At 63.4% G+C, this 25,901-nt stretch carries 22 protein-coding genes; 6 read left to right on the top strand and 16 right to left on the bottom strand.

Annotation, left to right across the window (positions count from 1 at the left end):
• Window positions 1–31: 31 nt before the first annotated feature.
• The 5 genes from OX460_RS01800 to OX460_RS01780 all read right to left on the bottom strand — a co-directional run bounded on the left by OX460_RS01800 (window position 32) and on the right by OX460_RS01780 (window position 3,425).
• A complete protein-coding gene (locus tag OX460_RS01800) occupies window positions 32–367 on the bottom strand; it encodes a hypothetical protein (RefSeq protein WP_289897417.1) in 336 nt (111 codons plus the stop codon).
• A gap of 8 nt (window positions 368–375) precedes the next feature.
• A complete protein-coding gene (locus OX460_RS01795; protein ID WP_099667435.1) occupies window positions 376–828 on the bottom strand; it encodes a hypothetical protein in 453 nt (150 codons plus the stop codon).
• Window positions 829–904: 76 nt separating this feature from the next.
• Complete coding sequence (locus OX460_RS01790; protein ID WP_289897416.1) at window positions 905–2,110, bottom strand: phage tail tube protein; 1,206 nt, start codon at window positions 2,108–2,110, stop codon at window positions 905–907.
• A 337-nt stretch (window positions 2,111–2,447) separates the two neighbouring features.
• A complete protein-coding gene (locus OX460_RS01785; RefSeq protein WP_289897415.1) occupies window positions 2,448–2,990 on the bottom strand; it encodes a hypothetical protein in 543 nt (180 codons plus the stop codon).
• A 24-nt stretch (window positions 2,991–3,014) separates the two neighbouring features.
• Window positions 3,015–3,425, bottom strand: coding sequence for a hypothetical protein (locus tag OX460_RS01780; RefSeq protein WP_289897414.1), 411 nt, complete (start codon window positions 3,423–3,425; stop codon window positions 3,015–3,017).
• A 149-nt stretch (window positions 3,426–3,574) separates the two neighbouring features.
• On the opposite strand from OX460_RS01780, the gene OX460_RS01775 reads away from it, so the two are divergent.
• Window positions 3,575–4,288 carry a S24 family peptidase gene (locus tag OX460_RS01775; protein ID WP_099667431.1) on the top strand — a complete coding sequence of 238 codons (714 nt, stop codon included), beginning with the start codon at window positions 3,575–3,577 and terminating at the stop codon, window positions 4,286–4,288.
• A 44-nt stretch (window positions 4,289–4,332) separates the two neighbouring features.
• On the opposite strand, the gene OX460_RS01770 is transcribed toward OX460_RS01775, so the two are convergent.
• The 9 genes from OX460_RS01770 to OX460_RS01730 all read right to left on the bottom strand — a co-directional run bounded on the left by OX460_RS01770 (window position 4,333) and on the right by OX460_RS01730 (window position 16,218).
• Window positions 4,333–6,219 (bottom strand): propionate--CoA ligase, encoded by a 1,887-nt coding sequence (locus OX460_RS01770; protein ID WP_289897413.1) that lies wholly within the window; start codon window positions 6,217–6,219, stop codon window positions 4,333–4,335.
• A 91-nt stretch (window positions 6,220–6,310) separates the two neighbouring features.
• Window positions 6,311–7,537, bottom strand: a complete 1,227-nt coding sequence (locus OX460_RS01765) for a hypothetical protein (RefSeq protein WP_251348235.1) — start codon at window positions 7,535–7,537, stop codon at window positions 6,311–6,313.
• A 12-nt stretch (window positions 7,538–7,549) separates the two neighbouring features.
• Window positions 7,550–9,103 carry an MBOAT family protein gene (locus tag OX460_RS01760; protein ID WP_251348234.1) on the bottom strand — a complete coding sequence of 518 codons (1,554 nt, stop codon included), beginning with the start codon at window positions 9,101–9,103 and terminating at the stop codon, window positions 7,550–7,552.
• Between the two features lie 169 nt (window positions 9,104–9,272).
• On the bottom strand, window positions 9,273–10,472 hold the full coding sequence (gene prpF / locus OX460_RS01755; RefSeq protein ID WP_289897412.1) for a 2-methylaconitate cis-trans isomerase PrpF: 1,200 nt from the start codon (window positions 10,470–10,472) through the stop codon (window positions 9,273–9,275).
• Between the two features lie 61 nt (window positions 10,473–10,533).
• Window positions 10,534–13,128, bottom strand: a complete 2,595-nt coding sequence (gene acnD, locus OX460_RS01750; protein WP_289898403.1) for a Fe/S-dependent 2-methylisocitrate dehydratase AcnD — start codon at window positions 13,126–13,128, stop codon at window positions 10,534–10,536.
• An 11-nt stretch (window positions 13,129–13,139) separates the two neighbouring features.
• On the bottom strand, window positions 13,140–14,294 hold the full coding sequence (prpC, locus tag OX460_RS01745) for a 2-methylcitrate synthase (protein WP_289897411.1): 1,155 nt from the start codon (window positions 14,292–14,294) through the stop codon (window positions 13,140–13,142).
• Window positions 14,295–14,363: 69 nt separating this feature from the next.
• The gene (gene prpB / locus OX460_RS01740; protein WP_289897410.1) at window positions 14,364–15,251 is read right to left on the bottom strand and encodes a methylisocitrate lyase; all 888 of its coding nucleotides are present in this window, start codon (window positions 15,249–15,251) and stop codon (window positions 14,364–14,366) included.
• A gap of 359 nt (window positions 15,252–15,610) precedes the next feature.
• The gene (locus OX460_RS01735) at window positions 15,611–15,859 is read right to left on the bottom strand and encodes a hypothetical protein (protein WP_034751890.1); all 249 of its coding nucleotides are present in this window, start codon (window positions 15,857–15,859) and stop codon (window positions 15,611–15,613) included.
• A 122-nt stretch (window positions 15,860–15,981) separates the two neighbouring features.
• Window positions 15,982–16,218, bottom strand: a complete 237-nt coding sequence (locus tag OX460_RS01730; RefSeq protein WP_152283466.1) for a hypothetical protein — start codon at window positions 16,216–16,218, stop codon at window positions 15,982–15,984.
• A 187-nt stretch (window positions 16,219–16,405) separates the two neighbouring features.
• Between OX460_RS01730 and OX460_RS01725 the strand changes: the two genes are divergently transcribed.
• The 4 genes from OX460_RS01725 to OX460_RS01710 all read left to right on the top strand — a co-directional run bounded on the left by OX460_RS01725 (window position 16,406) and on the right by OX460_RS01710 (window position 22,597).
• Entirely contained in the window at window positions 16,406–17,263 is an 858-nt protein-coding gene (locus tag OX460_RS01725) for an MBL fold metallo-hydrolase (protein ID WP_289897409.1), read from the top strand.
• Window positions 17,264–17,402: 139 nt separating this feature from the next.
• Window positions 17,403–19,532, top strand: coding sequence for a DUF3274 domain-containing protein (locus OX460_RS01720; RefSeq protein WP_289897408.1), 2,130 nt, complete (start codon window positions 17,403–17,405; stop codon window positions 19,530–19,532).
• A gap of 130 nt (window positions 19,533–19,662) precedes the next feature.
• Window positions 19,663–20,991: a virulence factor gene (locus tag OX460_RS01715; RefSeq protein ID WP_289897407.1), complete on the top strand. Its 1,329-nt coding sequence runs from the start codon at window positions 19,663–19,665 to the stop codon at window positions 20,989–20,991.
• A 160-nt stretch (window positions 20,992–21,151) separates the two neighbouring features.
• Window positions 21,152–22,597, top strand: coding sequence for an MFS transporter (locus OX460_RS01710; RefSeq protein ID WP_289897406.1), 1,446 nt, complete (start codon window positions 21,152–21,154; stop codon window positions 22,595–22,597).
• A gap of 110 nt (window positions 22,598–22,707) precedes the next feature.
• On the opposite strand, the gene OX460_RS01705 is transcribed toward OX460_RS01710, so the two are convergent.
• Entirely contained in the window at window positions 22,708–23,613 is a 906-nt protein-coding gene (locus tag OX460_RS01705; protein WP_289897405.1) for a LysR family transcriptional regulator, read from the bottom strand.
• 56 nt (window positions 23,614–23,669) lie between these two features.
• A complete protein-coding gene (locus OX460_RS01700) occupies window positions 23,670–25,118 on the bottom strand; it encodes a M20/M25/M40 family metallo-hydrolase (protein ID WP_099667422.1) in 1,449 nt (482 codons plus the stop codon).
• A gap of 173 nt (window positions 25,119–25,291) precedes the next feature.
• Here OX460_RS01700 and OX460_RS01695 point away from each other — a divergent pair, with 173 nt between their 5' ends.
• Window positions 25,292–25,822, top strand: a complete 531-nt coding sequence (locus tag OX460_RS01695) for a GNAT family protein (protein WP_099378762.1) — start codon at window positions 25,292–25,294, stop codon at window positions 25,820–25,822.
• Window positions 25,823–25,901: the final 79 nt, after the last annotated feature.

The following is a 25,901-nucleotide window of genomic DNA, read 5'->3' as shown; positions in this document are numbered from 1 at the left end:
CTCTGCTGTAAAAATCAGGGCAAAACCAGGGCTAAAGCGAACTGTTTTGATGGCAGATATAGGCAGCGTCGAGCTGATCGACCAGCTCCTCTTCCCATGCCGTCAGACGGACACGATGCCGCAGTTGCCATGCCAGGATATCCAGGCTGCTCAAGGGATTGGCCGCCATGCCGTTTTGCCGCTTGCGGCTCATCTGCACGAAGAACTGCCACACGTGCGCCAGTTCAAACGGCAGTTGCGCGCGAACGGGAGCCTGCGGCTCCCGGTAGAGTGGATGGCGCTTCGCGGCATCCAGGTGCTCGCCTTTCGCATTGCCATCGGCCGCCTTTGCCGAACGCTCGAACTGTTCGTCGGCAAAGAGCAGCAAGGCGGCGGCTAGACCGTCAAAAAATTGCCGTCCGCCTCGAGTGCAGCCAGCACTTTTTCCTGCCAGGACGGCATTTTTTCAAAAATCGCCTTCAGCAAAGCCGGGGAAGGTTGTACCGGGACGCCTTTGTCGACGAAACCCGGCATGCCCACCACCACCGCGATGGCGATCTTCATGTTGCGGTTTTCCGCCAGGTCATACAGTTCCGCCGCGCCTTCATCGGTCTTCGCATCGATCTGCTTGCTTTTTTGCACCGAGCGTTTGATCGCCACCACCGACGTTTCGCGAATCACGGCACGATACTGGTCAGAATTTTTGCTGACGATGTCAAAGCCCGCCTTGTGCGCGCCGTCTTCGTCAAACAACACCGACACCAGGTGAACCTGGTCCACAGCCTTGTTGCCATCATTCAACAGGGAGATATCAAAACCAGCCGAGGCGATCATTTGTGCGTTGTTCATATGTATTTTTCTTTCTTGATTGGGGTAAAAGTAAAAGGGCCGCCATCACGGCGGCCCCGGTGCAGGCGCTAGCCGCTTACAGTGCGCTGTCCTGGATGCTCAAGGTGGTCGCTTCGTGCTGCGCGTCGGCGCCCTTGTAGCGCAGGACGTCGAAGGCGCAGGTGACGATCTTGTTCTTCTCGCCGTCGTCGATCTTGGCCGAGGTGATCTTGATGCGGCCCATGGCCAACGCTAGCACGTCGGCGGTCGGCGCCGTGCCCGACGCCATGGCGTAGGCCAGCGGGATTTCCGTCTCGGACTTGAAGTAGTCGAGGTAGGTGGCGTCCTGCAGCAGCACCGTGAACTGGCCCGAACCCATCACCTTGCCGCGCGAGGCGGCCGTGGCGTACTTTGAGCCGATCACCGGGTCGACCTTGACCTGGCCGTCCAGCGAGACGGACATGCCGGTGCAGATCTGCGACGGGATGCCGTTCACGGACAGCATCGCCGTGGCGCCCGAGAATTTACCGGTGCCCGACGCGGCCAGCGGCGTGGGGAAGTACGGCACGGCCGTGGTCGGGCCTTCCGCCTTGCCCATCAGGGTGAAGTCCAGGCTGGTGATGCCGTTCGGCTGCACGGCGATATCCATCTTGCTGACCAGCTGGTCGATGAAGCTGCGGTGCACGCCGATCTTCGGGTCCTGCACTTCGGCCGTGAACCAGTCGGTGGTGTGGCCCGTCAACGGGGTGAAACTGCGCTTGCCGACCGCCGCCACGCCGACCGAATCGCCGGCCGCCTTGACGATCATGGCCGAGCCGTCCATGAATTGGCCATTCAGGTTGGTGGCCGTCACCGACGTGACGAAGAAGTTTTTCGCGTTGTTGGCGGCGGCCGGCGCCGTCATGCCGGTGATGCGCACCACGCTGCCGGCGCGGAAGCCTTCGCTCAGCCAGGAGCCGGCGCTGCGCGTCAGGCCGGAGGCGGCTGCCGCGATGGTGGTTTGCGCGGCAGCCACGCCGCCTGCCGTGAAGTCGCGGCGCAGCAGCGCTGCCATCAGCGGCGCATACGTGCCGCAGGCCGCTTCGGCCTTGATGGCGCCCGTGGTGCGGAAATTGCCCAGGCGGGTATCGCCCTGCTGCTGGCTGGCGTCGATTTCGGCGCTGGCGTATTTGTCCGCTTCCGTGTCGAAAGTGGCCGTCACGCGGGGATAAATCTGGCCGCCGCCGGCGGCGGCTTTGCTGCCTTCCGCGCTTTGTTTGCTGATAACGATCAAGCTGTCGATGCCGTTTGCTGTCGATGCCATAGTTGTAAAACCTTTCGTGGGATGAAAAAAAAGACCGCATGTGCGGTCTTGAGTGGGGGAACTGCCAACCATCAGGAAAATAAAAAACCCGCGCGCGGTGAGGCGGCGGGCTGGCGTCCGGATGGCGCGGGGCCATGCCGGACGGAAGGTGGGCGAAGGGGCCATGAAGGCCGTTCGCTGCGCTGATTTCCCCTATCGGTGTCGCGCCTTGGGCGCGTCTATTACGAGTGGAGAAGCATGTGGTGTACTGCGGTACTGCCTGTGTTGCTGTTGCTGCGTGATCGAGACTCTATTGTAGGGGCGTTTTTTTCAGCGCCAGGCATATTGCAAAAACTTTTTAGTGACCGAGGCGGCGCATGGCGCGGGCACCGTGCGACTGGAAGATGGCTTCCAGTTCGCTGACCATATCCTTGATGCGTTCGAGCTCGAAGCCGCCGGAGCAGCTGATGGCCGCTTCGCCGGCACCGCGGCAAGCCTGGCAGACGAGCGGCGCGCCGGCCTGCATGGCAGCGACGACGCCCGTGCCGTGGCAGACCTTGCATTTGCTGTCGAGCCAATGCGCGAGCGACGCTTCGGCCACGCGGCGGTACAAGGTGTTGGCCGCCTGCGCATCCCAGGCCGTCTGCGCCTTGACCCAGCGCCGCGCGCGGCCCTTCTGCGTCACGGCCGCCGTCCAGGCGCGCAGCAATTGGGCCAGGTTGCCCGCATTGCCTTCGAACAGGCGGCTGACGGTGCCGTCCGCGTATTTGACGCGGCACAGCAAGGCGCCCATGTCGCCGGCCAGCGCGGCGGCCGCGATCACGTCCAGGTCGTGGTGGACGGCATCGTCGCGCAGGTTCTGCGACGACAGCGATGCGATGAATTTTTCTGCAAACCCCATGATTTCTCCTCATTGATTCTTGTTTCAGTTACCCGCCGGGCCAAACAGGGCCGCCACCAGCGGATCGCGGCGCGCCGCGCCACGCGCCCAGCTGGCCGTGCGGCGCACTTGCGGCGGCAATTCGGCCCAGCCATCGACGTCGTCGTCCTGCTCCCCCAGCGCGTACAGGGCGGGCCGCTGGCGCCCCGGCTCCGTGCAATGGCGCTGCGCCAGGTGGATCTGTCCCAGGCCGCACATGTGGCGCAGATAGCGGCTCATGGTGCCCGCATCGAGTCCCAGCAAGGCGGACAACTGCGCCGCGCTGGCCTGGCCCTGCTCGCGGATGTACTGCGCGATGCGGGCGATATGCAGCTGCGACTTCTTGCTGCGTCCCTGTAACTGGCGCCCCTGCCGCGGCGCCGCCCTGCTTTCAACCAACTGACTGCTGTTCAACATCTGCCTGACCTCCCGTGGTGCTGCCCGCCGGCAAACGCTGTAGTGCGTTTGCGACAGGCAACGAGTGGACTTTATCAATCGCTAATGTTAAAGTCAAGCATTTGGTAATTTATCAAACGGTAAATTTCAGGTTTAATGTGGAGATGAATATGTATCAATACAGACGCGACCGCCTGCTGGCCCTGATCCGCGAGCACTACGACAACACGCGCAAGAAAATTTCCGACGTCAGCGGCTGGAGCGAGGCGCGCATCTCGCAAATCCTCTCGCCCACCTACCGCGAGGGGCGCGCTTTCAGCGAAAAGATCGCGCGCAAGCTGGAAGCGGATCTGCAACTGGACGGCATGTATTTCGACCAGGGCGCGGCGCCCGATCAGGCGGCACTGACGGCACGCGCGCTGGCCGGCGTGCAGCCGGTGGTCGTGGAAGATGGCGAAGATGAACGCTTTTACCCGATCCGCAAGGTGAAACTGCGCCTGTCGGCCGGCATCACGGGCTTTGCCATCGAACCGGAAACGCACGACGGCAGCACCATCAGCGTGCCGCGCAGCTGGGTCGAGCGCAATGGCTACCACCCGGAAAAACTGGTGGCGATCAAGGTCAAGGGCGAGAGCATGGAACCGGCCCTGTACGAGGACGACGTGGTGATCATCAATACGGCCGACAACCGGCCGGCCGATGGCATCGTGTTTGCCATCAATTACGAAGGCGAACCGGTGGTCAAGCGCATGGCGCGCGATATCGGCGAATGGTGGCTGACGTCGGACAACCCGGACCAGCGCAAATACCACCGCAAGCTGTGCCGCGGCAATGAATGCCTGATCGTGGGCAGGGTCGTGCGCAAGGAAAGCGACCGGATTTGAAAGCGAAGTTTATCGTTTGATAAACTTCGCTCGCAACATAGCGCTTACGCCAGCGCCGCCTGGATCTGCTGCAGCGATGCCGGATCGTCCATCGACGTCAGGTCGCCCGGGCTGCGGCCTTCGCAGATGGCCTGGATCGAGCGACGCAGCAGCTTGCCCGAGCGCGTTTTCGGCAGTTGCGGCACGAACAGCACGCGCGCCGGCCGCGCCACGGCGCCCAGCTGGCGGTCGACGACGGCCATCACTTCGCGCTCCAGCAGCGCTTTCGCCTCGACGCTGTCGAAGCCCCGCGAGTCCTTCAGGATCACGAAAGCCATCGCCACCTGGCCTTTGAGCTTGTCTTCCACGCCGACCACCGCCACTTCCGACACGTTCGGATGGCTGGTGATGCTTTCCTCGATTTCGCGCGTGCCCAGGCGGTGGCCAGCCACGTTGATCACGTCATCGGTGCGGCCAAGAATAAAATAATAGCCATCCGCATCGCGCAGGCCCCAGTCAAACGTGGAATACACTTGCCGGCCGCTGAAGGTGGACCAGTAGGTGTCGACGAAGCGCGCATCGTCGCCGTAGACCGTCTGCATGCAGCCGGGCGGCAGCGGGCCTTCCAGCACCAGCACGCCCTTCTCGTTCGCGCCGCACTCCTCGCCCGTCGCCTCGTTGAGCAGCTTGACCTGATAGCCGTACATGGCCATGCCCGGGCTGCCCAGGCGCGTGGGCGTGTCTGCCACGCCTTTCGCCACCGACAGGATCGGCCAGCCCGTCTCCGTCTGCCAGTAATTGTCGATGATGTCCACTTTCAGTTCATCGGCGATCCATTGCGACGTGGTTTCATCGAGCGGTTCGCCCGCCAGGTACAGCGCCTTCAATGACGACAGGTCGTATTTGCGCATCAGTTCCACCGGGTGCTTGCGCAGCACGCGGATGGCCGTCGGCGCCGAGAACATGCGCGTGACCTTGTATTTTTCAACGATGCTCCACCAGATGCCCGCATCGGGACAGATAGGCAATCCCTCGTACAGGATGGTGGCCATGCCGGCGATCAGCGGGCCATACACGATGTAGGAATGGCCCACCACCCAGCCGATATCCGAGGTGGCAAAGAAGGTTTCGCCGGGCTTGCCGCAAAATGTGTACTGCATCGACGACGCCAGCGCCACCGCATAGCCGCCCACGTCGCGCTGCACGCCCTTCGGCTTGCCCGTCGTGCCCGAGGTGTACAGCACGTACGACGGTTCGTTCGACTCGAGCCAGGTGACGGGCACCTGCGCATCCAGGTGCTGCTCGCGCAGGGCAGCGTAATCGACGTCCCGGCCCGGCGTCAGTTCCATCGGCACCAGCTGGCGGTCGACCAGCAATACCCGCTGCGGCTTGTGTGCAGCGATGCGGATGGCTTCGTCGAGCAGCGGCTTGTAGGCAATCGCCTTGCCGTTGCGCGAACCGGCATCGGCGGAAAACACCAGTTTTGGCTGCGCATCGTCGATGCGGCTGGCCAGGCTGTTGGCGGCAAAGCCGCCGAACACCACAGAATGCACGGCGCCGATGCGCGCGCAGGCGAGCATGGCGAACGCCGCCTCGGCGATCATCGGCATGTAGATCAGGACGCGGTCTCCCCTGACCACGCCCAGCGACAGCAGGATGGCGGCGCAGCGCTCCACTTCGCGCTGCAGTTCGCGAAAGCTGTAGCTGCGCTCCGTATTCGTTTCCGTGGAAATGGCGATCAGCGCAGCGGCATCGCCCTGGCTTTCCACCCAGCGGTCAACGGCGTTGTGGCACAAATTGGTGGTGCCGCCAACGAACCATTTGGCGAACGGCGGGCGGGAATAATCGAGCACTTGCGAAAACGGGGTATGCCAGGCTATCTTGTCCGCTTCCTCGCGCCAGAAAGCGTCAGGCGTGTCGATCGAGCGTTGATAAAATGCTGCGAAATTCATGTCTCCTCCGGTGTGCGTGCAATCTGTCTCCGGCTTGGGCGAACTGGCCCGGCCTTGATATGTGGACTATCTGCTTGCGTACTGCTGACTATTAGTTATCTGTTGGTGCATCCTCCAAAGGTCTTGCGAACAGTTTTTGGGAGAAAAGGAACATCTCCGGCTGCGCTGCCACGCAGGCGCTGCGCTCGGCTGCGATCCTGTCGCGATTCGCCGCCAGCGTGGCACCGGTCAGGAGCATGCCGAACTGGCCGTCCACCGGCGCCTCATCCTTTTGCGTCATCACACGCTGCATGACGATGTCGCCCAGTGCCCTCTTGAAGTGTCCTGCTTCCCAGTACCAGCGCGTACTGGCATGGCGTTGTTGTTGGGTAGGAATCGGCTCGCAGTTGTAAAGGCCAAAGCCGCTGAAATCGGTCACGCTGATGCGGGCCGATGGATATTGTTTCTTGACGGAGGCCACTTCCAGCACGACCTGCTGTTTCCACTCCTCGAACAGGGGCCACAGGCCAGCCCCTTCGAACAGGGTAAGCATCTGTGCGTGATACGGATAGATCACCAGCTTGATATCGGCTTGCGTGGCCGACATCGCCACCAAAAAATCATGCATCGCCTGAAAATCGCCGTCAGCAAAATCGGCCTTCGACATTTTCACAAATCTGGCGGCACTTTTCTGCGCCCGATGCTTGAATACCTTGTAATACCCATCGCGGACCGCATGGGCGCCATAGTCGAGCGCGGGATTGAGGCCGCTCGGCGCGATAGTAAATGCCGCCCTGTCATGTTGGATGAACGGAGTCTTCACGGCGTCTTTCACCGAGGCCAGAGAAAACAAGGCATCGAAACGCCAGAATCCCGGAACATGGCCTGATGACGCCTCTGTGCGCACCGGAGGTGCGACAGCCGGCTTCAGGAAATCAATGAACTCAATTCCCACGATCACCGTCCCCGGCTTGATACCGGCCTGGGTCAGTTGGGCGAACTGGCTGATGGCCATGGCCATCGCAGTGCCTGGTATCCCCATGTTATAGCCATCACCCTGCATTGCGCCAAATGCGGCGGCACGCGGATCGAAACCCATCTCGGCGCGCGAGTTACCCAGGATGATGAAGCTTGGCTGCAGACGCAGCGCGTGTGCGTGCTTGATCTGGCTCTGGTAGCGGCTCAGGCCAGGCTTGACGGCGTTAAAGTTTTCGCGCCTGACCGCGCCATACAGATTATAGGGGTCGACAATGTACACGAAGGCGCAGACCAGGCATGCGCAGGAAAGCAGCACCAGCATCAAGGTGGACAGATAGCGCCTATAGGATGCTCTTGTCATTTTCCTTCTCCACTAGAACTGAAAATACAAGAATTCGGCGGGCCGGTTCAGGGCCAGGATGCTCGCCAGTGCCAGTAGCGCGATGGCGGCAGCCCACGCCGGTGAAGCGCGCCAGGTCAGCAGCCTCGTCATGCCAGGGCCTGTTATTCCTGCAGGGTGGGCACGCTGGAAGTCCAGCGCAGGCCCACAGCGACGCATGATCTGCTGCGTATTCGGGAAAGCAAAGGCCAGCAGCGCCGCGATGGCGATCCACGTCCAGGTTTCGACGAACAGGCGTCCACTGCCCAGATAAAACGTCATCCCCGTCGCCTCCAGCAGGTGCTGCAGCGGCGGCACACGGCTGGCCAGCACGTCGGGTGCCGCGACGCCATGGGCACCCGCCATGCCCTGCAGTATCTGCCACGACGTTGCCATGTCCGGCGCGCGGAAAAAGACCCAGGCAATGCAGACGGAGGCAAAAGTGACGAGGGTGGCCACGACTTTCCAGACGCGGCTATCGAGCGGCAGGCGCAAGCGCTGCGCCACCGCGCTCCAGGCCTTGTGGATGGCCAGGTAGGCGCCGTGCAAAAAGCCCCAGACGATGAAATTCCAGCCAGCGCCATGCCACAAGCCGCCCAGCACCATCGTGATCATCAGGTTCAGGTAGCGCCGCGCGGACCCGCAGCGGTTGCCGCCCAGCGGGATATACAGGTAATCGCGCAGGAAGCGCGATAGCGTCATGTGCCAGCGGCGCCAGAATTGCGCGATATTGCGCGATTTATAGGGCGAGTCGAAATTCAGGGGAAGGCGCACGCCGAACAGGCGCGACAAGCCAATGGCCATGTCGGAATAGCCGGAAAAATCGAAGTACAGCTGGAAGGCATACGCCAATACCCCGCCCCAGGCGACCAGCAGCGATGGCGCAGCCGGGTTGTCGAACAGCGGCGCCGCATACGGGGCGATGCTGTCGGCGATCAGTACTTTCTTGGCCAGGCCGATGAAGAAAATCGTCGAGCCGATAGCGACGTTCCTGGCCGAGAGACGGAAAATGCGCTTGTCCGCAAACTGCGGCATCATCTCCTTGTGGTGCAATACGGGGCCGGCGATCAGATGGGGGAAATACGTGACAAACAGCAGATAGTGGACAAAGCGGTTTTCCTGCGCCTTGCCCTGATAGGTGTCGACCAGAAAAGCGATCTGGGTAAACGTGAAAAACGATATCCCGATCGGCAGCACCACATGCAGGGCGGGCATCGGTTGCGCCGTCAATTCCGCCAGGCTGGCGACAAAGAATCCCGCGTACTTGTAATAGGCGAGCAAGCCCAGGTTGGCGCCGATGGCGGCGGTGACGAGCCATTTTCGGCGTGATGGCGGACTGGCGCCGAGCAAGGCCGCACAACCGTAGTTGAAGAGGATGGAGCCCAGCAGCAGCGGCAGGTAGCGGTAATCCCAATAGCCGTAGAAGAACAACGATGCTCCCGCCAGCCACGCGGCGGCCCCCAGTTGGCTGCGTCTGCCCAGGATGAAGAATCCCGCCACCGTGATGGGTAGAAAAGCAAAAAGGAAGACGTAGGAGTTAAATAGCATCTGTTCACCGGTCAGGAAGCATGGGAGGCCGCCAACATCCGCGACACGCTAACGCGCATCGCGGCTGGCGCCCTGCCATTTTCCTTGCCGCTCAGTTTTTTTACCAGCAAAAGTATCTATCTATCGGCAGGTGCACGGTCAGGCCGAGTCCAGGTGCGTGCTGCGCAGACTAGAATGCGTCGCCGGGAACGCGCACGGCCCCTTCCATCAGCACGCGCGCGCTGCGGCTCATGATGGCCTTGGTGACGCTCCACACGCCATCGACGAGCGCCGCTTCCGCCCCCACCATCAGGGTGCCGGACGGGTGGCCGAAGCGCACCGAGTTGCGGGGACCGCCACCGGCCGCCAGGTTGACCAGGGTGCCGGGAATGGCTGCCGCCGTGCCGATGGCGACAGCGGCCGTGCCCATCATGGCATGATGTAATTTACCCATCGACATGGCGCGCACCAGCAAGTCGATCTCGCCCGCTGCCACCTGCTTGCCGCTGGACGAGACATAGCCGGCAGGCCTGGCGACAAATGCCACCTTCGGCGTGTGCTGGCGTTTCGCCGCTTCATCCAGATGCGCGATGAGTCCCATGCGCAAGGCGCCATGCGCGCGGATGGTTTCGAAGCGGGCCAGCGCCACCGGATCGCCATTGATGGCGTCCTGCAGTTCCGTGCCCGTGTAGCCGATGGCGTCCGCATCGACAAAAATCGTCGGGATGCCGGCGTTGATCATCGTGACCTTTAAAACACCGATGCCGGGTACGTCCAGGTCGTCGACGAGGTTGCCGGTAGGAAACATAGCCGAGCTGGCCCCATCGCCGCCCTCCTCGTCTGCCGCCGGATCGAGAAATTCCAGTTTCACTTCGGCGGCCGGGAAAGTCACGCCATCGAGTTCGAAGTCGCCCGTTTCCTGCACTTCGCCATGCGTCATGGGCACGTGGGCGACGATAGTCTTGCCGATATTGGCTTGCCAGATGCGCACCGTGGCGATGCCGTTTGCAGGCACGCGGGCGGCGTCCACCAGGCCGCTGGCGATGGCGAACGAGCCGACGGCAGCGGACAGGTTGCCGCAATTACCGCTCCAGTCGACGAAAGGCTTGTCGATGGAGACCTGGCCGAACAGGTAGTCGACGTCGTGCTCCGGCTTCGTGCTTGTCGCCAGGATCACCGTCTTGCTGGTGCTGGACGTGGCGCCGCCCATGCCGTCGATCTGCTTGCCGTAGGGGTCGGGGCTGCCGATCACGCGCAGCAGCAGCGCATCGCGCGCGGCGCCCGGCACTTGCGCACTGGCCGGCAAATCCTGCAGGCGGAAGAACACGCCCTTGCTGGTGCCGCCGCGCATGTAGGTGGCGGGGATTTTGATTTGGGGTACGTGGGTCATAGGGTTTCCTGGAAAGCCGGGCAGCGCGCGCCTGCGCGCCACCCGGTGAATGACGAACTGCTTACGCTGCCTTGGACGACTCGAGGAAATCCTGCGCGAAGCGCTGAAGAACGCCGCCCGCCTCGTAGATCGACACCTCTTCCGCCGTATCGAGACGGCAGGTGACGGGCACTTCGACCGTTTCGCCGTTCTTGCGGTGGATGACCAAGGTCAAGGTGGAACGCGGCGTGCGCTCGCCGACGACGTCATAGGTTTCGCTGCCGTCCAGGCCCAGGGTCTTGCGGTTCACGCCAGCCAAAAATTCCAGCGGCAACACGCCCATGCCCACCAGGTTGGTGCGGTGGATGCGTTCGAAACCTTCGGCCACGATGGCTTCCACGCCGGCCAGGCGCACGCCCTTGGCGGCCCAGTCGCGCGAGGAGCCTTGGCCATAGTCGGCGCCGGCGATAATGATCAATGGCTGCTTGCGCTCCATGTACACCTCGATGGCTTCCCACATGCGCGAGATTTTGCCTTCCGGCTCGATGCGCGTGAGCGAACCGGCTTTCACTTTGCCGTCCTCGATGACCATCTCGTTCTTCAGGGTCGGGTTGGCAAACGTGGCGCGCTGCGCCGTCAGATGGTCGCCCCGGTGCGTGGCGTAGGAATTGAAGTCTTCCTCGGGCAAGCCCATTTTCGCCAGGTATTCGCCGGCAGCGCTATCGAGCATGATGGCGTTCGATGGCGACAGGTGGTCGGTGGTGATATTGTCGCCCAGGACGGCCAGCGGACGCATGCCTTTCAATGGGCGCGCGCCAGCCAGCGCGCCTTCCCAATATGGCGGACGGCGGATGTATGTCGTCTGCGGACGCCAGTCGTACAGGGGGCTGACCTTGATGCCGTCGTCCGCCTGCGCGGCGAACATCGGAATGTACACCTTGCGGAACTGCTCCGGCTTAACGCTGGAAGCGACGATGGCGTCAATTTCCTCGTCCGACGGCCAGATATCCTTGAGCAGAATCGGCTTGCCATCCGCATCATGGCCCAGCACATCCTTCTCGATATCGAAGCGGATGGTGCCGGCGATCGCGTAAGCCACCACCAGCGGCGGCGAGGCGAGGAACGCCTGTTTCGCGTACGGGTGGATGCGGCCGTCGAAGTTGCGGTTGCCCGACAAGACGGCCGTGGCGTACAGGTCGCGCGACACCACTTCATCCTGGATCACGGGGTCGAGCGCGCCCGACATGCCGTTGCACGAGGTGCAGGCGAATGCCACCACACCGAAGCCCAAGTTTTCAAGCTCCGGCATCAGGCCCGCTTCCTGCAGGTACAGCTCCACGGTTTTCGAGCCGGGCGCCAGCGACGATTTCACCCATGGCTTGCGGGTCAGGCCGAGGCGGTTCGCATTGCGCGCGATCAAACCGGCGGCGATCATGTTGCGCGGGTTGTTCGTGTTGGTGCAACTGGTGATGGCCGCGATGATGACGGCGCCGTCCGGCATCTTGCCCGGTTCGTTTTCCACCACGCCGGAAATCCCCCGCGCGGCCAGCTCCGACGTCGGCACGCGGTTGTGCGGATTCGACGGACCGGCAATATTGCGCACGACGGACGACAGGTCGAAGCTCAGGACGCGCTCATACTGCGCGTCCACCAGGCTGTCGGCCCACAGGCCCGTCTCTTTGGCGTACAGCTCCACCAGTTTGACCAGTTCGTCGTCGCGGCCCGTCAGTTTCAAATACTTGATGGTTTGCGCGTCAATGTAGAACATGGCGGCCGTGGCGCCGAACTCCGGCGCCATGTTGGAAATCGTGGCGCGGTCGCCCAAGGTCAGGTGCGCAGCGCCTTCGCCAAAGAATTCCAGGTAGGACGAGACGACCTTCTGCTTGCGCAGGAACTCCGTCAGCGCCAGCACCGTGTCGGTGGCCGTGATGCCCGGCTGCGGTTTGCCCGTCAGCTTGACGCCGATGATGTCCGGCAGGCGCATCCACGAGGCGCGGCCCAGCATCACGCTTTCCGCTTCCAGGCCGCCCACGCCGATGGCGATCACGCCCAGCGCATCGACCATCGGCGTGTGCGAATCCGTGCCCACCAGCGTATCGGGATAGGCTACACCATTTTGCACCTGGATCACGGGCGACATGCGCTCAAGATTGATCTGGTGCAAGATGCCGTTGCCCGGCGGAATCACATCAACGTTTTTAAAGGCCTTCTTGGTCCAGTCGATGAAGTCGAAACGGTCTTCGTTGCGGCGGTCTTCAATGGCGCGGTTCTTGGCGAAGGCGTCGGGGTCGAAACCGCCGCATTCGACGGCCAGCGAGTGGTCCACCACCAACTGCGTGGGAACTACCGGATTGACGAGGGCCGGGTCACCGCCCTGGGCCGCGATGGCGTCGCGCAAGCCGGCCAGGTCGACCAGGGCCGTCTGGCCCAGGATGTCATGGCAGACGACGCGCGCGGGGAACCACGGGAAGTCCAGGTCGCGGCGGCGTTCGATGAATTGGCTCAGCGAAGCGTTCAGGGTCGCCGGGTCGCAGCGGCGCACGAGGTTTTCCGCCAGCACGCGCGAGGTGTAGGGCAAGGTGGCGTAGGCGCCTGGCTGGATCGCATCGACGGCGGCACGCGTGTCGAAGTAGTCTAGCTGGGTGCCCGGCAAGGATTTGCGGTGCAAGGTGTTCATGTTGGTGCTCATTATTTGCGGTCCTTGATCGGGACGAATTCCAGGTCTTCCGGACCCACGTAGTTGGCGCTCGGGCGGATGATCTTGTTGTCGATGCGCTGCTCGATGATGTGGGCAGCCCAGCCCGACGTGCGCGAGATGACGAACAGCGGCGTAAACATCGCCGTCGGCACGCCCATCATGTGGTACGACACGGCCGAGAACCAGTCCAGGTTCGGGAACATGTTCTTGATTTCCCACATGACCGTCTCCAGGCGCTCGGCGATGTCGAACATTTTCGTGGAACCGGCTTCCTGCGACAGCGAACGGGCCACTTCCTTGATGACTTTATTGCGCGGATCGGAAATCGTGTAGACGGGGTGACCGAAGCCGATCACCACTTCCTTGTTGGCCACGCGTTCGCGAATGTCCGCTTCCGCTTCATCGGCGTTGTCGTAGCGTTTCTGGATATCCAGCGCCACTTCATTCGCGCCGCCGTGTTTCGGGCCGCGCAGCGCGCCGATGGCGCCCGTGATGGCCGAGTGGATGTCCGAGCCCGTGCCGGCGATGACCCGGCTGGTGAAGGTCGAGGCGTTGAATTCGTGTTCCGCGTACAGGATCAGCGACGTGTGCATGGCTTTTTCCCACGACGCCGACGGTTTTTCGCCGTGCAGCAGGTGCAGGAAGTGGCCGCCGATCGACTCGTCGTCCGTTTCCACTTCGATGCGCTTGCCGTTATGGCTGTAGTGGTACCAGTACAGCAGCATGGAGCCGAACGACGCCATCAGGCGGTCGGCGATGTCGCGCGCGCCCGGCGCGTTATGGTCGTCTTTTTCCGGCAGGGTGCAGCCCAGCACAGACACGCCCGTGCGCATCACGTCCATCGGGTGGGCGGCGGCCGGCAGCGCTTCCAGCGCCAATTTCACTGCCGACGGCAGGCCGCGCAGGGACTTCAGCTTGGCTTTGTAGCCTTTCAATTCGGCGGAAGTCGGCAGCTTGCCGTGCACGAGCAGGTAGGCGATTTCCTCGAACTCGCAGCTGTCGGCCACGTCCAGGATGTCATAGCCGCGGTAGTGCAAATCGTTGCCGGTCTTGCCGACCGAGCACAGCGCCGTGTTGCCGGCGGTGACGCCGGACAGGGCGACGGATTTTTTAGGCTTGAAAGTGGCGGCTTGCGGTGCGGTCATTGTGTTCTCCAGATTGAATAGTCTCGGGTGCGTCACTGCGGGACCGACATGCGGCCCCTGCTTCTCTCTTTATTTCTTTTGCGCGGCGAACAGCGCGTCGAGCTTTTGCTCGAAGTCGTGGTAGTTGATCGATTCATACAGCTCCATGCGCGTCTGCATGGTGTCGACGACATTCTTTTGCGTGCCGTCGCGGCGCAGCGCCTGGTAGACGTTTTCCGCCGCCTTGTTCATGGCGCGGAAGGCGGACAGCGGATACAGCGCCAGGCCCACGTGGGCGCTGCGCAGTTCGTCCAGGGTGAACAGCGGCGTGGAACCGAATTCCGTGATGTTGGCCAGGATGGGCACGTTGACGGCCTTGGCAAACGTGGCGTACATGTCCAGGTCCGTGATGGCTTCCGGGAAGATCATGTCGGCGCCCGCTTCGACGCAGGCGACGGCGCGCTCGAGTGCCGCTTCCAGGCCGTCGACGGCCAGCGCATCGGTGCGCGCCATGATGACGAAGTTCGGGTCCGTGCGTGCATCGACGGCCGCCTTGATGCGGTCGACCATTTCTTCCTTGCTCACGATTTCCTTGCCCGGACGATGACCGCAGCGCTTGGCGCCCACCTGGTCTTCGATATGCAGGCCGGCCGCGCCGAACTTGATCATCGATTTCACCGTGCGCGCCACGTTGAAGGCGGAAGCGCCGAAGCCCGTGTCGGCATCGACCAGCAGCGGCAGGTCGCACACGTCGGTGATGCGGCGGATGTCCGTCAGCACGTCGTCCAGGCTGGAAATGCCCAGGTCGGGCAAGCCCAGAGAGCCGGCCGCGACGCCGCCGCCGGACAGGTAGATGGCCTTGTAGCCGGCGCGCTTGGACAGCAAGGCGTGATTGGCGTTGATGGCGCCGACGACTTGCAACGGAGATTCTTCCTGGACGGCCTTGCGGAATGCGGCACCTGCGGAGTATTGAGTCATGTGTTCACCTTATGGGTTTCGGATGGTCCCGAATGTTTCACGGAGTGGCTATGAGCATCAGTAGTGCAAATGCCGTGCCAGCCCGGTGCGGCGCGGCCCGCAACACGTGGCGGCAGAGTGAAAACCGGCGAAAAGAGGCCATCCAGCGCTGCTCCAGGGCTGTCACGCCAGGGAACGGCGATGTCACGTTTGTCCAGTGCGATGTTTCATTTTTGTTTCACTATTTCATTTTGAAACACAATGTTGAAACATGCAACAGCGCTGGCTGAAAAGACGAAGGCAGGCAGAGGTGCCGCCGGTGGCGCGCAATAAAAACAGCCGGCGGATGCCGGCTGCGGGAACAGTGAAAGAGTGAAGAACTAGGCCAGCCGTACCAGCGGGTTGGCGATGATGTTGTCGATCTGGCGCACGGCTTCTTCGCAGGCGGCGGCAATGGCGCCCTCCTCGTCGTCGCGCACGAACTGCATGGTCGAGCCTTCGAACACTTCCAGGCCTTCCGCCGTGGCGCGCTCGATGTCGCAGCTGGCCGACCATTTGCCATCGGTGGTGGGCACGGCCAGGGGAACGATTTCCCAGCCTTTATAGTGAATTTTAGAACTGCTGTTCATGGGGTGCCTCCTTCGTGACTGACTCAATGGGGAAATCGTAGCATGAAGCGGGGCCGCTAGCGACGTGTTTCACGCGCCAGCCGTAGCCAGGCGCACTTTCGGGCTAAACGATTTACGCTGGCTCAAGGGCGCAGCAGATTATCGACTTCCGTCTTGGCCACTTCCAGGCCGGCCGTGCAAGCCGTTTCGGGCGCCGCATAGCCGCCCAGGGTACGGCTGCGCGTGATCGCCTGCGCCGCCGTCTCGCCTTCGCGCTGCAGGCTGTAGGTAAAATCCCATAGATCGTCATTGTCCTTTTGCGGGGTCACCGAAATCGTAAAACCGCGGTATTGCTCGCTGCGTGCAGTGGTATCGTTCATGAATTCCTCCTTGTAGGATGAGGTTACCATGCAGCAAGCGCCAGGGTGCGCACGACTGTGACGGGCGCATGCCTGCCCGCTTATCTGTTTTCCGCATGTTAAATGTCAATTTTCAACATTTTTTCAGCGAACTCTGGCGCTATAATGCCCTTCCCTGTCCATCCCTTGCCCGTCCCCTGCCGCCGCGATGACCCCACAAATCCAAGCCTTCTTCGACCCCGCCACCGCCACCGTCACCTATATCGTGTATGAGGCCGACGGGCGGGACTGCGCCATCATCGATTCCGTGCTCGACTACGATCCCAAGGCGGGCCGCACCTCCACCGCCTCGGCCGACAAGGTGATCGCCTTCGTGCGCGAACACGGCTTGCAGTGCCGCTGGCTGCTGGAAACCCATGCGCATGCGGATCACCTGTCCGCCGCGCCCTACCTGCAGCAGCAGCTGGGCGGCGACGTGGCCATCGGCGCCGCCATCCAGACGGTGCAGCAGGCGTTCGCCGCCGTCTACCACCAGGGTGCGGCCAAGGCCGACGGCTCGCAGTTCGACCAGCTGTTCGCGCCCGACCAGGTATTCCATATCGGCGCATTGGAAGTGCGCGCGCTGCATGTGCCCGGCCACACGCCGGCCGACCTGGCGTACCAGATCGGCGACGCCGTGTTTGTCGGCGACACCCTGTTCATGCCGGATGTGGGCTCGGCCCGCTGCGACTTTCCCGGCGGCTCCGCTGCGCTGCTGTACCGCTCCGCGCAGCGTTTGCTGTCGCTGCCGCCGCAGACGCGGCTGTTCATGTGCCACGACTACCCGCCCAACGGCCGCGCGCCGCGCTGGGAAGTGACGGTGGCCGAACAGCGCGCCGGCAACATCCACTTGCGCGACGGCATCACGGAAGAACAATTCGTGGCCATGCGCACCAGCCGCGACGCCACCCTGGACATGCCGACATTGATCTTGCCCGCCATCCAGGTCAACATCAACGCGGGCAAGCTGCCCGAGCCGGAAGACAATGGCGTGCGCTACCTCAAAATACCGCTGAACGCGATCTGATTTCCCCGGCATTCCCCGCCCGCCGCGCCTCCTTTCTTGACACCACGCAAGTCCCACCTCAGGCAATCCGCATACAGTGCAGATTGCCTGAGTTCGCTTGGGCGCCGCTTTTCATCTTTAACGTTGACGGAGCGCCCGCATGTCGCCCGACCCTACGCTAGCTGGCAATTGCATCCTGCTCGCCGAAGCCGAAGGCACGACCTTGTTCAGCCATGCGCTGCTCCAGGCCGTCACGCGCCTGCCCCGTCCCGGCCTCGTCATCTTCGTGCATGGCGTCAATTCCGACGGCGAATGGTATGAGCAGGCCGAACAAGGGCTGTGCGCCGGCCTGAATGCGCGCCTGAAGCGACGCGACGAGGATCTGGCGATCCCGGGCCCGGCGGCCGGACAGATGCAGGCCGCCACCTACGCGCGCGAATTGACGGATGACGGCTTCCTCAATCCCAAGCGCAACGCCAGCACCTTCCTGCAGGCGGACGATGCCAATTCACCCGTGATCCGCTTCCGCTGGGGCTACAAGGCCAATGGCAAGGAGTTGCAGGCATTTGGCGACGGCATCTATCTCAACGAAAAGAATTACTGGGGCGGCGGACCGTTCGCCAACGGCTGCAGCGCCCTGCCCGATCTGTGGGGCCAGGGCTTGTCCGAGGAACTGTTCCTGTGGATGCATATCCAGCACATGAACCCGACGAATGACCGGCAAGTGTATGCCTGCCCGCCACGCCCGTATTTCGTGTTTGCCGCCTGGCGCCTGGCGCGTCTCGTGCAATCGATCAGGGCATGCCAGCACGACGCGCCCGTCACCATCGTCTGCCATAGCCAGGGCAATATGGTGGCCATGGCGGCCGCCTTTCTCGGCGAAACCCTGGGACCGTCCGCCGTAGCCGACAGCTATGTGCTGTGCAATCCGCCCTACAGTTTGCTCGACAGCAACTTCACGGAAAACTGGGTCAGCGGCCATTTGACGGACGAACATGGCAACACGGGCCGGCAAAAATACGCGGCGCGCACGCAAACCTTGAAAGCGTTTTTCAACATCCTGCGCACCCGCTCGGCAATGCAGCAGGATGCCGCCTTGGTCGACGAGTGCAGCGCCAATCGCAAGCCTGAACGCAAGGACAGCTATACGGCCGCGTTCGACCGTGCCGACCACGGCTTGCATGGCTCCACCTATGGCAGGGTCACCTTGTATTTCAATCCGCACGACCAGGTGATTTCCGCCACGCCCGTGCAGGGCATAGGCTGGCGCGGCATGTCGGCGCAGGAAATTGCCGATACGGGCGGAGAAGGCGTCTTCACCCAGCGCGTGTTTGCGCAAAACCACCTCGTCGGCCAGGAAAATGAACAGGACTACGATATCTGGCAGCGCAATGGCCAGCCCTTGGCGCCGGACAGCCTTGATTTCTGGCACCCGCGCTCACTGGTCGCCGAGTACTCGATCGAAAAGGGCATGCGGGCCAGCAAAGGCATCGGCCGCAAGATACTGACTTTTTTGTTCGCGCCCATCGTCATCATTCTCGCCAGGACGGCCGGCACGCGCATCAACGCCCTGCCGCCCAAGGTCTGGCGGCTGCCGATGAAGGCGCCCAAGCTGCCCGTGCCCTTCCTGCCGCATTCAAAGCGTTTTGCCGACATCGGCGAAGCATTTGACGAAGACTGCGATGCCCCGACCGACTCCCTGCACAAGGAACGCGCCGCCGACGCCGATGACGCGTATGCGCCTTACCGTTCCCAGGGCAAGGGCGATGTGCACACAGAGGCAACGCTGCGCTACGAACAGAACGGCATGCTGCGCATGCAGGCCAGGCGCGACGGCTGGGCCGAAAATGGCAAGCCTGTGACGGCGGTGGACCAGCCGGAAGAGGCTTCCACGAAATTCAATGCCTGGCGCAAGCAGGAAATCCGGAACTACCTGGCCGCCAATATCGACACCCACGCCACCGATCACTCGACCATCATGACCAATCCCGAGCATGCGGAAAAGGCGCTGGCATATGACGTGGCGGTGGGGGTGTGCACGATCAGGCAGGAGGATTTGCGCGAATTAAGGGTTGCGGCGGATTGGAGCCTATTGAAAGGCGCCTCTTTCGAGTCTGGAGAATTCTTTGAATACTACGACAATGGCACATTTAAAACTGTCCCTCTATTTACGTGGGCAAATGACAAAGACAGCCCTGCCAGAAAGCCGAGAGGCATCATAGACGAGCGCCAGAACGCCAAGCCCGCCAGCACTTCCAGCAACTTTGCGCTAAGGACTGACTGTGCATAAGTTCATTGCCACGCCGCGCCAGCGACTGACCTGGGCCATCGCCACGTTTCTCTGCGTCATTTTCCTAGCACTTGGTTTCACCTGGCCGGGCTATGCCGGTCACCAGCATGTCCATTCTCCTGGAGACTTCATGAAACAGTTCCTCGCGCTGCCCATGCTGGCCGCCAGCTCCATGTTTGCGCTATTGACAGCCTGCGCCGTGAAGCCGGCGCAGAAAGAAGACGGTCTCCCAAAAACCACTGTCCAAGCTCCCTTCCGGGCACAGGTCGTGGGCCTGCAGTGGCTCAACCCTCTGCAACGACGCGACTATCCCACCGAGTGGCAGCTGCTCTGGACGCTCGGCCTGGCCAAACCCAACAAGAATGACGATATGGTCAGGACGGATCCCAGGGGTTTCAGTACCTTGCAGGCAGTCGCCCCCATTGCCCACGATATCAATGGAAGGGAAACGTTCAAGGGCTATCACCATAAATATCTACTCGAACTGATGAGCAATTTCCACGATATTTATTATTCCAGTCCCACCTACTTCTACCACGTCTACCCCAAGGATAAAAAACAGAACTGGCGCGAATTGGCCGGTATCCGCGTGGAATATGCCCTGCCTGACGAAAAATTCGATCTGGCAGAAGTACACCAATTCACGCAACAAACCATCACCGACACCTTCAGCATCGGCAATGTCAATTTCCCCACCCTCTGGACCCGCGCCACCCCACCCGACGTGCGCATCACCCTGGGCGGCAACAACGCGGGTTTTACCTCACTGAAAGCCGCGCTGGCCTACCTGGAAGCGCATCCGAAGGAAACCGTGTGGGTGATGAACTGGGATGCGCCGAGCCGGCCGAAGACCATGCAGATCAATGAAAACCTGGTGCTGCTGGTGCTGGCCGGCCCCGATTACAAGACGGAGCGCGCGGCGCTGGCGTGGATAGGCTATCCGGCCACGCGCAAGGTGGCCGATTTTGAAGCGGGCAAGGACAAGCCGCCGCGCGCCGTGCAGGCGTGGCAGGCGGTATTTGCCGAGGCGGCGCGCCATGGCGGCAAGACGGAAGAAGACATCGGCTACGTCATCCACGACGCCAGCAAGAACCTGCCCTCGTCATCCGACCGTCTGGGTCAGCTGGCGCAAGCGCTGACCCTGGAAGTACCGGGATTCGACTTCCTGCCGCAGACCTTCAATACGCCGGCCCTGCTGGGCGAAATGGGCGCCGGCACGGCGCTGACCAATGTCGCCCTGGGTATCGCCCATGCGAACCACGTCGGCAAGCCCGTGCTGGTGGCGGGCACCAGCGATCCTGACGGCGTCACGGGCGTGCTGGTCTTGCCGCCAGCCACGGTGCGGCCCATCGCCCACGACAAACCGTGGTTCCGCGCGCGCGGCGAAAACAATGCGTATTTGCCGTGGTGGGGCATCCGGCATGACACGGCGGACAATTTGCAGGGTTACTCGAAATAAAGTCCAAGTACTGGCCGCCGGCGCGCAGCGAGCTTCCAGGCGAACCGGCCGCGCCGCACACATGGCGTCAAACGCAACAACACAATGCAAATGATGCGCCTTCCGCCATGCCATATCCCTCGATACCATGTAATGACCCCATTCGAGGATCAGCCACGCCATGCATGCACCGTCAAAACCCGCTTCACCCAGCCAGCAGGCGTCCCAGGCCGGCAGCGCCACGATGCCCGTGCGCGGCGCGCTTGCCAGCCTGTCCCTGGCGATGCTGCTGCCCGCGCTGGGCACCAGCATCGCCAACGTCGGCCTGCCCGACATGGCCAGGGCCCTGCAGGCTCCGTTCCAGGATGTGCAATGGATCGTGCTCGCCTATCTGCTGGCCATCACCGCCCTGATCGTCAGCGTGGGCCGCCTCGGCGACATGGTCGGCCGGCGCCGCCTGCTGCTGGCCGGCATCGCGCTGTTTGCCATGGCTTCCATCCTGTGCGCGCTGGCGCCCACCTTGTGGCTGCTGGTTGCCGCGCGCGCCCTGCAAGGCCTGGGCGCGTCCGTCATGATGGCGCTGACCATGGCCATGGTCGGCAGCACCGTCCCCAAGGCCAGGACGGGCGGCGCCATGGGCCTGCTCGGCACCATGTCCGCCGTCGGCACCATGATGGGCCCCGCGCTGGGCGGCCTGCTGATCGCGCGCTTCGGCTGGCAAGCCATTTTCCTCATCAACGTGCCGCTGGCCGGCCTGGCGCTGCTGCTGGCCTGGCGCTGCCTGCCGGCGGACCAGCGCGACGCGCACGCCAAACGGCCCGTGTTCGACCACCGCGGCACTGCGCTGCTGGCGCTGACCCTGGGTGCCTATGCGCTGGCCATGACCCTGGGCCGCGGCCATTTCGGCGTGCGCAACGCAGCGCTGCTGCTGGCCGCCTGCATCGGCGCCATCCTGTTCGTCCGGGTCGAGCTGAAGGCGCCGGCGCCGCTGATACGCCTGGCCATGCTGCGCGCGCCCATGCTTAGCGCCGGCCTGGCGACCAGCATGCTGGTGGCGACGGTGATGATGTCCACCCTGGTAGTCGGCCCCTTCTACCTGGCACGCGGCCTGGGTTTGGGCACGGCCGTTACCGGCATGGTGCTGGCGGCGGGGCCGCTGGTGGCGGCGTTCTGCGGCGTGCCGTCCGGCTGGCTGGTGGACCGCTACGGCGCGCAGCGCATGGGCGGCGCGGGCCTGTGCGGCGCGGCGGCCGCCTGCCTGGCGCTGGCCCTGCTGCCCGCCAGCCTGGGCATTCCCGGCTACGTCGCGCCCATCATGCTGCTCACGGCCAGCTATGCGCTGTTCCAGGCAGCCAACAATACGGCAGTCATGGGCGATATCGTTGCCGAGCAGCGCGGCGTCATTTCCGGCATGGTCAATCTGTCGCGCAATCTGGGACTCGTCACGGGCGCCTCCGTGATGGGCGCCGTCTTCGCTGCCGGCGCCGGCGATATCGCCAGCGCCCGGCCAGCCGCCATGATCGGCGGCATGCACGCCACCTTTGGCGTGGCCAGCGCGCTGATACTCGCCGCGCTGGTCATTTTCGTGCTTGGCCGCACCCTGAGCAAAACTGGAGACTCCGCATGATACGCACCCGTGCAATCCCATCCCTGCCTGTCCCTCTGTTGCTGCTGGCCCTGGCCTGCGGCGCCACCCTGTCCGGCTGCTGCTGGCCCTGAGCTGGCGCGCCGGCGGCGTCAGCCGGCATTGATCCGGGCCGCGCAAGCGTCGACCACGCAGCCGCGCAGCCAGCGGTGGGCGGGGTCGGCATCCATGCGCGGATGCCACATCAGCGACACGGTCAGGTCGGGCATGCGCAGCGGCAGCGCAAAACTGAACATACCGGCGCGCAGATTGCCCGTATGCCGTTCAGGCACGGTGGCGATCAGGTCGGAGCCGGCGGCCAGCGCCAGCGCCGCCGTGAAGCCGCCGACGATGCTGGAGATCGTGCGCTGCAACCCCAGCGCGGCCAGCGCGTCGTCCATCGGCCCCGTCTCCTGGTCGCGCCGCGCCACCAGCACATGCCGGCCGGCCGCATAGCGCTCGGCGCTGATGTCGCCCTGCGCCAGCGGATGGCCGCTGCGCACCACGCCCACGAAACGGTCGCCGAACAGCCTGCGCGTGCGCACTTCCGGGCTGGTGAGGCTGCCGATCACGCCCGTTTCCAGGTCGATGCTGCCCTCGCGCAGCTGCACGCTTTCGCGGTCGAGCTTTTGCACGAAGCGCAGACGCACGCCTGGCGCTTGCGCGCCGATATGCGCGAGCAGCGCCGGGCCGAAATTTTCCACGAAACCGTCGCTCGAACGCAGCGTAAACGTTTGCGCCAGCTGGCGCGGATCCAGCTGCTGCGCCGGTCCCAGCACGGCCAGCACCTCGCCCAGCAGGGGAGCCACTCTTGCGCGCAGCTCCAGCGCGCGCGGCGTGGGCACCAGTTCACGGCCGGCGCGCACCAGCAGCGGATCGCCCGTCGTCTCGCGCAGGCGCGCCAGGGCGCGGCTCATGGCCGATGGACTCAAACGCAAGCGCCGCGCCGCGCGCGTGACGCTGCCTTCGGCCAGCAGGACATCGAGGGTGATCAACAGATTCAGATCGGGTAGCGACATGGTGTTTACCTTGGCATGCATTGCTGGCACCAAGTTGCCGGCGCCAGCACTGGCGCTTACTCGCCCTGCTCCGGCGCGCGGCCGATCTCGCCGTCGATATTGGCCAGGAACCAGGCCAGCGACGACATCAGCGCCACGTTGCGCTTCAGGTTTTCCGGGTCGACCTTGTCCAGCGTGTCGGCCGCCGTGTGGTGGTAGTGGAAGTAACTGTGGCTGTCCACCAGCGGCTCGAAACTCGGTACGCCGCCCGTTTCCAGGCGGTGCAAGTCGCCCGTGCCCAGCGCATCGCGGCGCGTGAAGGCGTGCGCGCCCATCGGCAGCAGGGCCGCGCGCAGGGGCGCGAACAGTTTTTCCGACTTCGGCCCCACGCTGGCAAGGATGCCGAACGGGCGGCCGGCGCCGCTATCCATCTCGATGGCCGCGTATTGTTTGCCGAGCGCCTGCTTGTGGGCCTCGAAATAGGCCTGGCCGCCGCGCCCGCCATTTTCCTCGTTCATCCAGGCGATTACGCGGATGGTGCGGCGCGGACGGTAGTCGAGCTTTTTCAGGGTTTCCACCACGCCCATGGCTGCCACGACGCCGGCGCCGTCGTCGTGCGCGCCCGTCGCCAGGTCCCAGGAATCGAGGTGGCCCGAGACCACCACCACTTCGTCCGCCTTGTCCGTGCCCGGCCAGTCGGCGATGACGTTGTAGCTGTCCGCTTCCGGCAGGTTTTGCGGCGTCAGGGTCAGGTGCATTTTCAGGGGGCCGCGCGCGGCCAGGCGGCCCATCAGCAAGGCGTCTTCCACGGTGACGGCGGCAGCGGGAATGCGTTTATTCTCGTCCAGGCCCGTGGCGCCCGCGTGCGGGATGCGGAAATCGGCGCCGCCCACCGAGCGCACCAGCGCGGCAGCCGCGCCCAGGTCGGCCGCCGCCTTCGGCCCGAGGAAGCGCGCGCGCGAACCCTGGCCATAGGTGACGCCGGCCAGGCCGCGCTCGGCCATCTCCTGGTCGAACGGCGTGTCGATCAGCACGATGGCGCCCTTCACTTCCGACGCGCGCGCCTTGAGTTCATCCAGGCTCCTGACGATGATCACGGGCGCCGTCAGGCCGGCGGCCGGCGTGGCGCCGGAGCCGCCCAGGGCCGTGAGCACCACGCGCTGCGACACGCCCTGCGGACGCCCCGCGTAATCGACGATTTCCGCCGTTTCCACGCCGCGCACCCAGTGCGGCACTTTCACGGGCTGCAAGGTGACGGTGGCGCCCAGCCGGCGCATGGTGTCGGCCACCTGCTGCACGGCGGCGGCCGCGCCGGCGGAACCGGACAGGCGCGGGCCGATCAGATCCGTCATGTCGGCCAGGCGGGCGTACGCCCAGTCGCTTTGCAGCGCGGTGTCGCGCACCTGCGCCAGCGCTTGCGGCGCATTGCCCGGCGCGGCGGCAAAGGCGCCGGCGCTGACGATGCAGCCAAGGGCAAGGGATACGGCGGAACGGCGCAATGGCGCGCCAGTCAGGATGCTATGCATGTGTTCAAATCCAGTCAACGAGGTCGGAGCGGGTACGCCGTGGCCATGGGCAAGGCGCGACTTTTTCTACGATAGCGTATTTATTCTGTCATTGCAGCAACTTTTACGGGATCGATTGCCTCGCCCCCCAGACTCGATTACCATCAGAATCGTGATCGCTACCGGAAACCGCCATGCTCAAGGGAACACTCTGTACCGTCCGGCATCTGCAGGCCGCCGACCTGAATACCTATATTTCCCTCGTCAACGACCTGCCCTCGCGCGGCGAGTTTTTCTCGATGCAATTCAAGTCGCCCGAGGCCATGCGGCGCGACTTCCTGCAATCGGGCTTCGTGACCGAGGACAGCGAATTGTTCCTCATCGAAGACCACGCCCAGCACATCATCGGCACGATCACGCACTTCAAGAGCCGCACGCCAGCCTCGCGCGAGATCGGCTACCGCCTGTTCGACCGGCAGCGGGATGGACGCGGCTACATCAGCGAAGCGACGCGCCTGCTGGTCGACTACCTGTTCAACGCCTATCCGTATCACCGGCTGGAGCTGCTGATGGACCCGCTGAACATCGGTTCCGAGCGCATCGCGCAAAAGAACGGCTTTACCCAGGAAGGCTTGCTGCGCCAGGCCTTCTTTATCAATGGCGTGATGCGCGATGTCAAAATGTACAGCCTGCTGCGTCCGGAATGGCAGGCGCGCCTGCGCTGACTTGTTACGGCCGGGGCAGGATTGTAATAAGTTGTATTAGACATGGAACACGGTTGCGACAGCAGATATAGTCCAGTCC

This window comes from Janthinobacterium sp. SUN033, from assembly GCF_030397595.1.
GTDB classification, from domain to species: Bacteria; Pseudomonadota; Gammaproteobacteria; order Burkholderiales; family Burkholderiaceae_D; genus Janthinobacterium; species Janthinobacterium kumbetense.
This window is presented reverse-complemented; position numbering and strand designations above follow the sequence as displayed.

Bases quoted from the DNA above. Each gene is read 5' to 3' on its own strand.
- OX460_RS01795 (WP_099667435.1), bottom strand. From the start codon at position 828: ATGAACAACGCACAAATGATCGCCTCGGCTGGTTTTGATATCTCCCTG.
- OX460_RS01790 (WP_289897416.1), bottom strand. From the start codon at position 2,110: ATGGCATCGACAGCAAACGGCATCGACAGCTTGATCGTTATCAGCAAA.
- OX460_RS01785 (WP_289897415.1), bottom strand. From the start codon at position 2,990: ATGGGGTTTGCAGAAAAATTCATCGCATCGCTGTCGTCGCAGAACCTG.
- OX460_RS01780 (WP_289897414.1), bottom strand. From the start codon at position 3,425: ATGTTGAACAGCAGTCAGTTGGTTGAAAGCAGGGCGGCGCCGCGGCAG.
- OX460_RS01775 (WP_099667431.1), top strand. From the start codon at position 3,575: ATGTATCAATACAGACGCGACCGCCTGCTGGCCCTGATCCGCGAGCAC.
- OX460_RS01770 (WP_289897413.1), bottom strand. From the start codon at position 6,219: ATGAATTTCGCAGCATTTTATCAACGCTCGATCGACACGCCTGACGCT.
- OX460_RS01765 (WP_251348235.1), bottom strand. From the start codon at position 7,537: ATGACAAGAGCATCCTATAGGCGCTATCTGTCCACCTTGATGCTGGTG.
- OX460_RS01760 (WP_251348234.1), bottom strand. From the start codon at position 9,103: ATGCTATTTAACTCCTACGTCTTCCTTTTTGCTTTTCTACCCATCACG.
- prpF (WP_289897412.1), bottom strand. From the start codon at position 10,472: ATGACCCACGTACCCCAAATCAAAATCCCCGCCACCTACATGCGCGGC.
- acnD (WP_289898403.1), bottom strand. From the start codon at position 13,128: ATGAACACCTTGCACCGCAAATCCTTGCCGGGCACCCAGCTAGACTAC.
- prpC (WP_289897411.1), bottom strand. From the start codon at position 14,294: ATGACCGCACCGCAAGCCGCCACTTTCAAGCCTAAAAAATCCGTCGCC.
- prpB (WP_289897410.1), bottom strand. From the start codon at position 15,251: ATGACTCAATACTCCGCAGGTGCCGCATTCCGCAAGGCCGTCCAGGAA.
- OX460_RS01735 (WP_034751890.1), bottom strand. From the start codon at position 15,859: ATGAACAGCAGTTCTAAAATTCACTATAAAGGCTGGGAAATCGTTCCC.
- OX460_RS01730 (WP_152283466.1), bottom strand. From the start codon at position 16,218: ATGAACGATACCACTGCACGCAGCGAGCAATACCGCGGTTTTACGATT.
- OX460_RS01725 (WP_289897409.1), top strand. From the start codon at position 16,406: ATGACCCCACAAATCCAAGCCTTCTTCGACCCCGCCACCGCCACCGTC.
- OX460_RS01720 (WP_289897408.1), top strand. From the start codon at position 17,403: ATGTCGCCCGACCCTACGCTAGCTGGCAATTGCATCCTGCTCGCCGAA.
- OX460_RS01715 (WP_289897407.1), top strand. From the start codon at position 19,663: ATGAAACAGTTCCTCGCGCTGCCCATGCTGGCCGCCAGCTCCATGTTT.
- OX460_RS01710 (WP_289897406.1), top strand. From the start codon at position 21,152: ATGCATGCACCGTCAAAACCCGCTTCACCCAGCCAGCAGGCGTCCCAG.
- OX460_RS01705 (WP_289897405.1), bottom strand. From the start codon at position 23,613: ATGTCGCTACCCGATCTGAATCTGTTGATCACCCTCGATGTCCTGCTG.
- OX460_RS01700 (WP_099667422.1), bottom strand. From the start codon at position 25,118: ATGCATAGCATCCTGACTGGCGCGCCATTGCGCCGTTCCGCCGTATCC.
- OX460_RS01695 (WP_099378762.1), top strand. From the start codon at position 25,292: ATGCTCAAGGGAACACTCTGTACCGTCCGGCATCTGCAGGCCGCCGAC.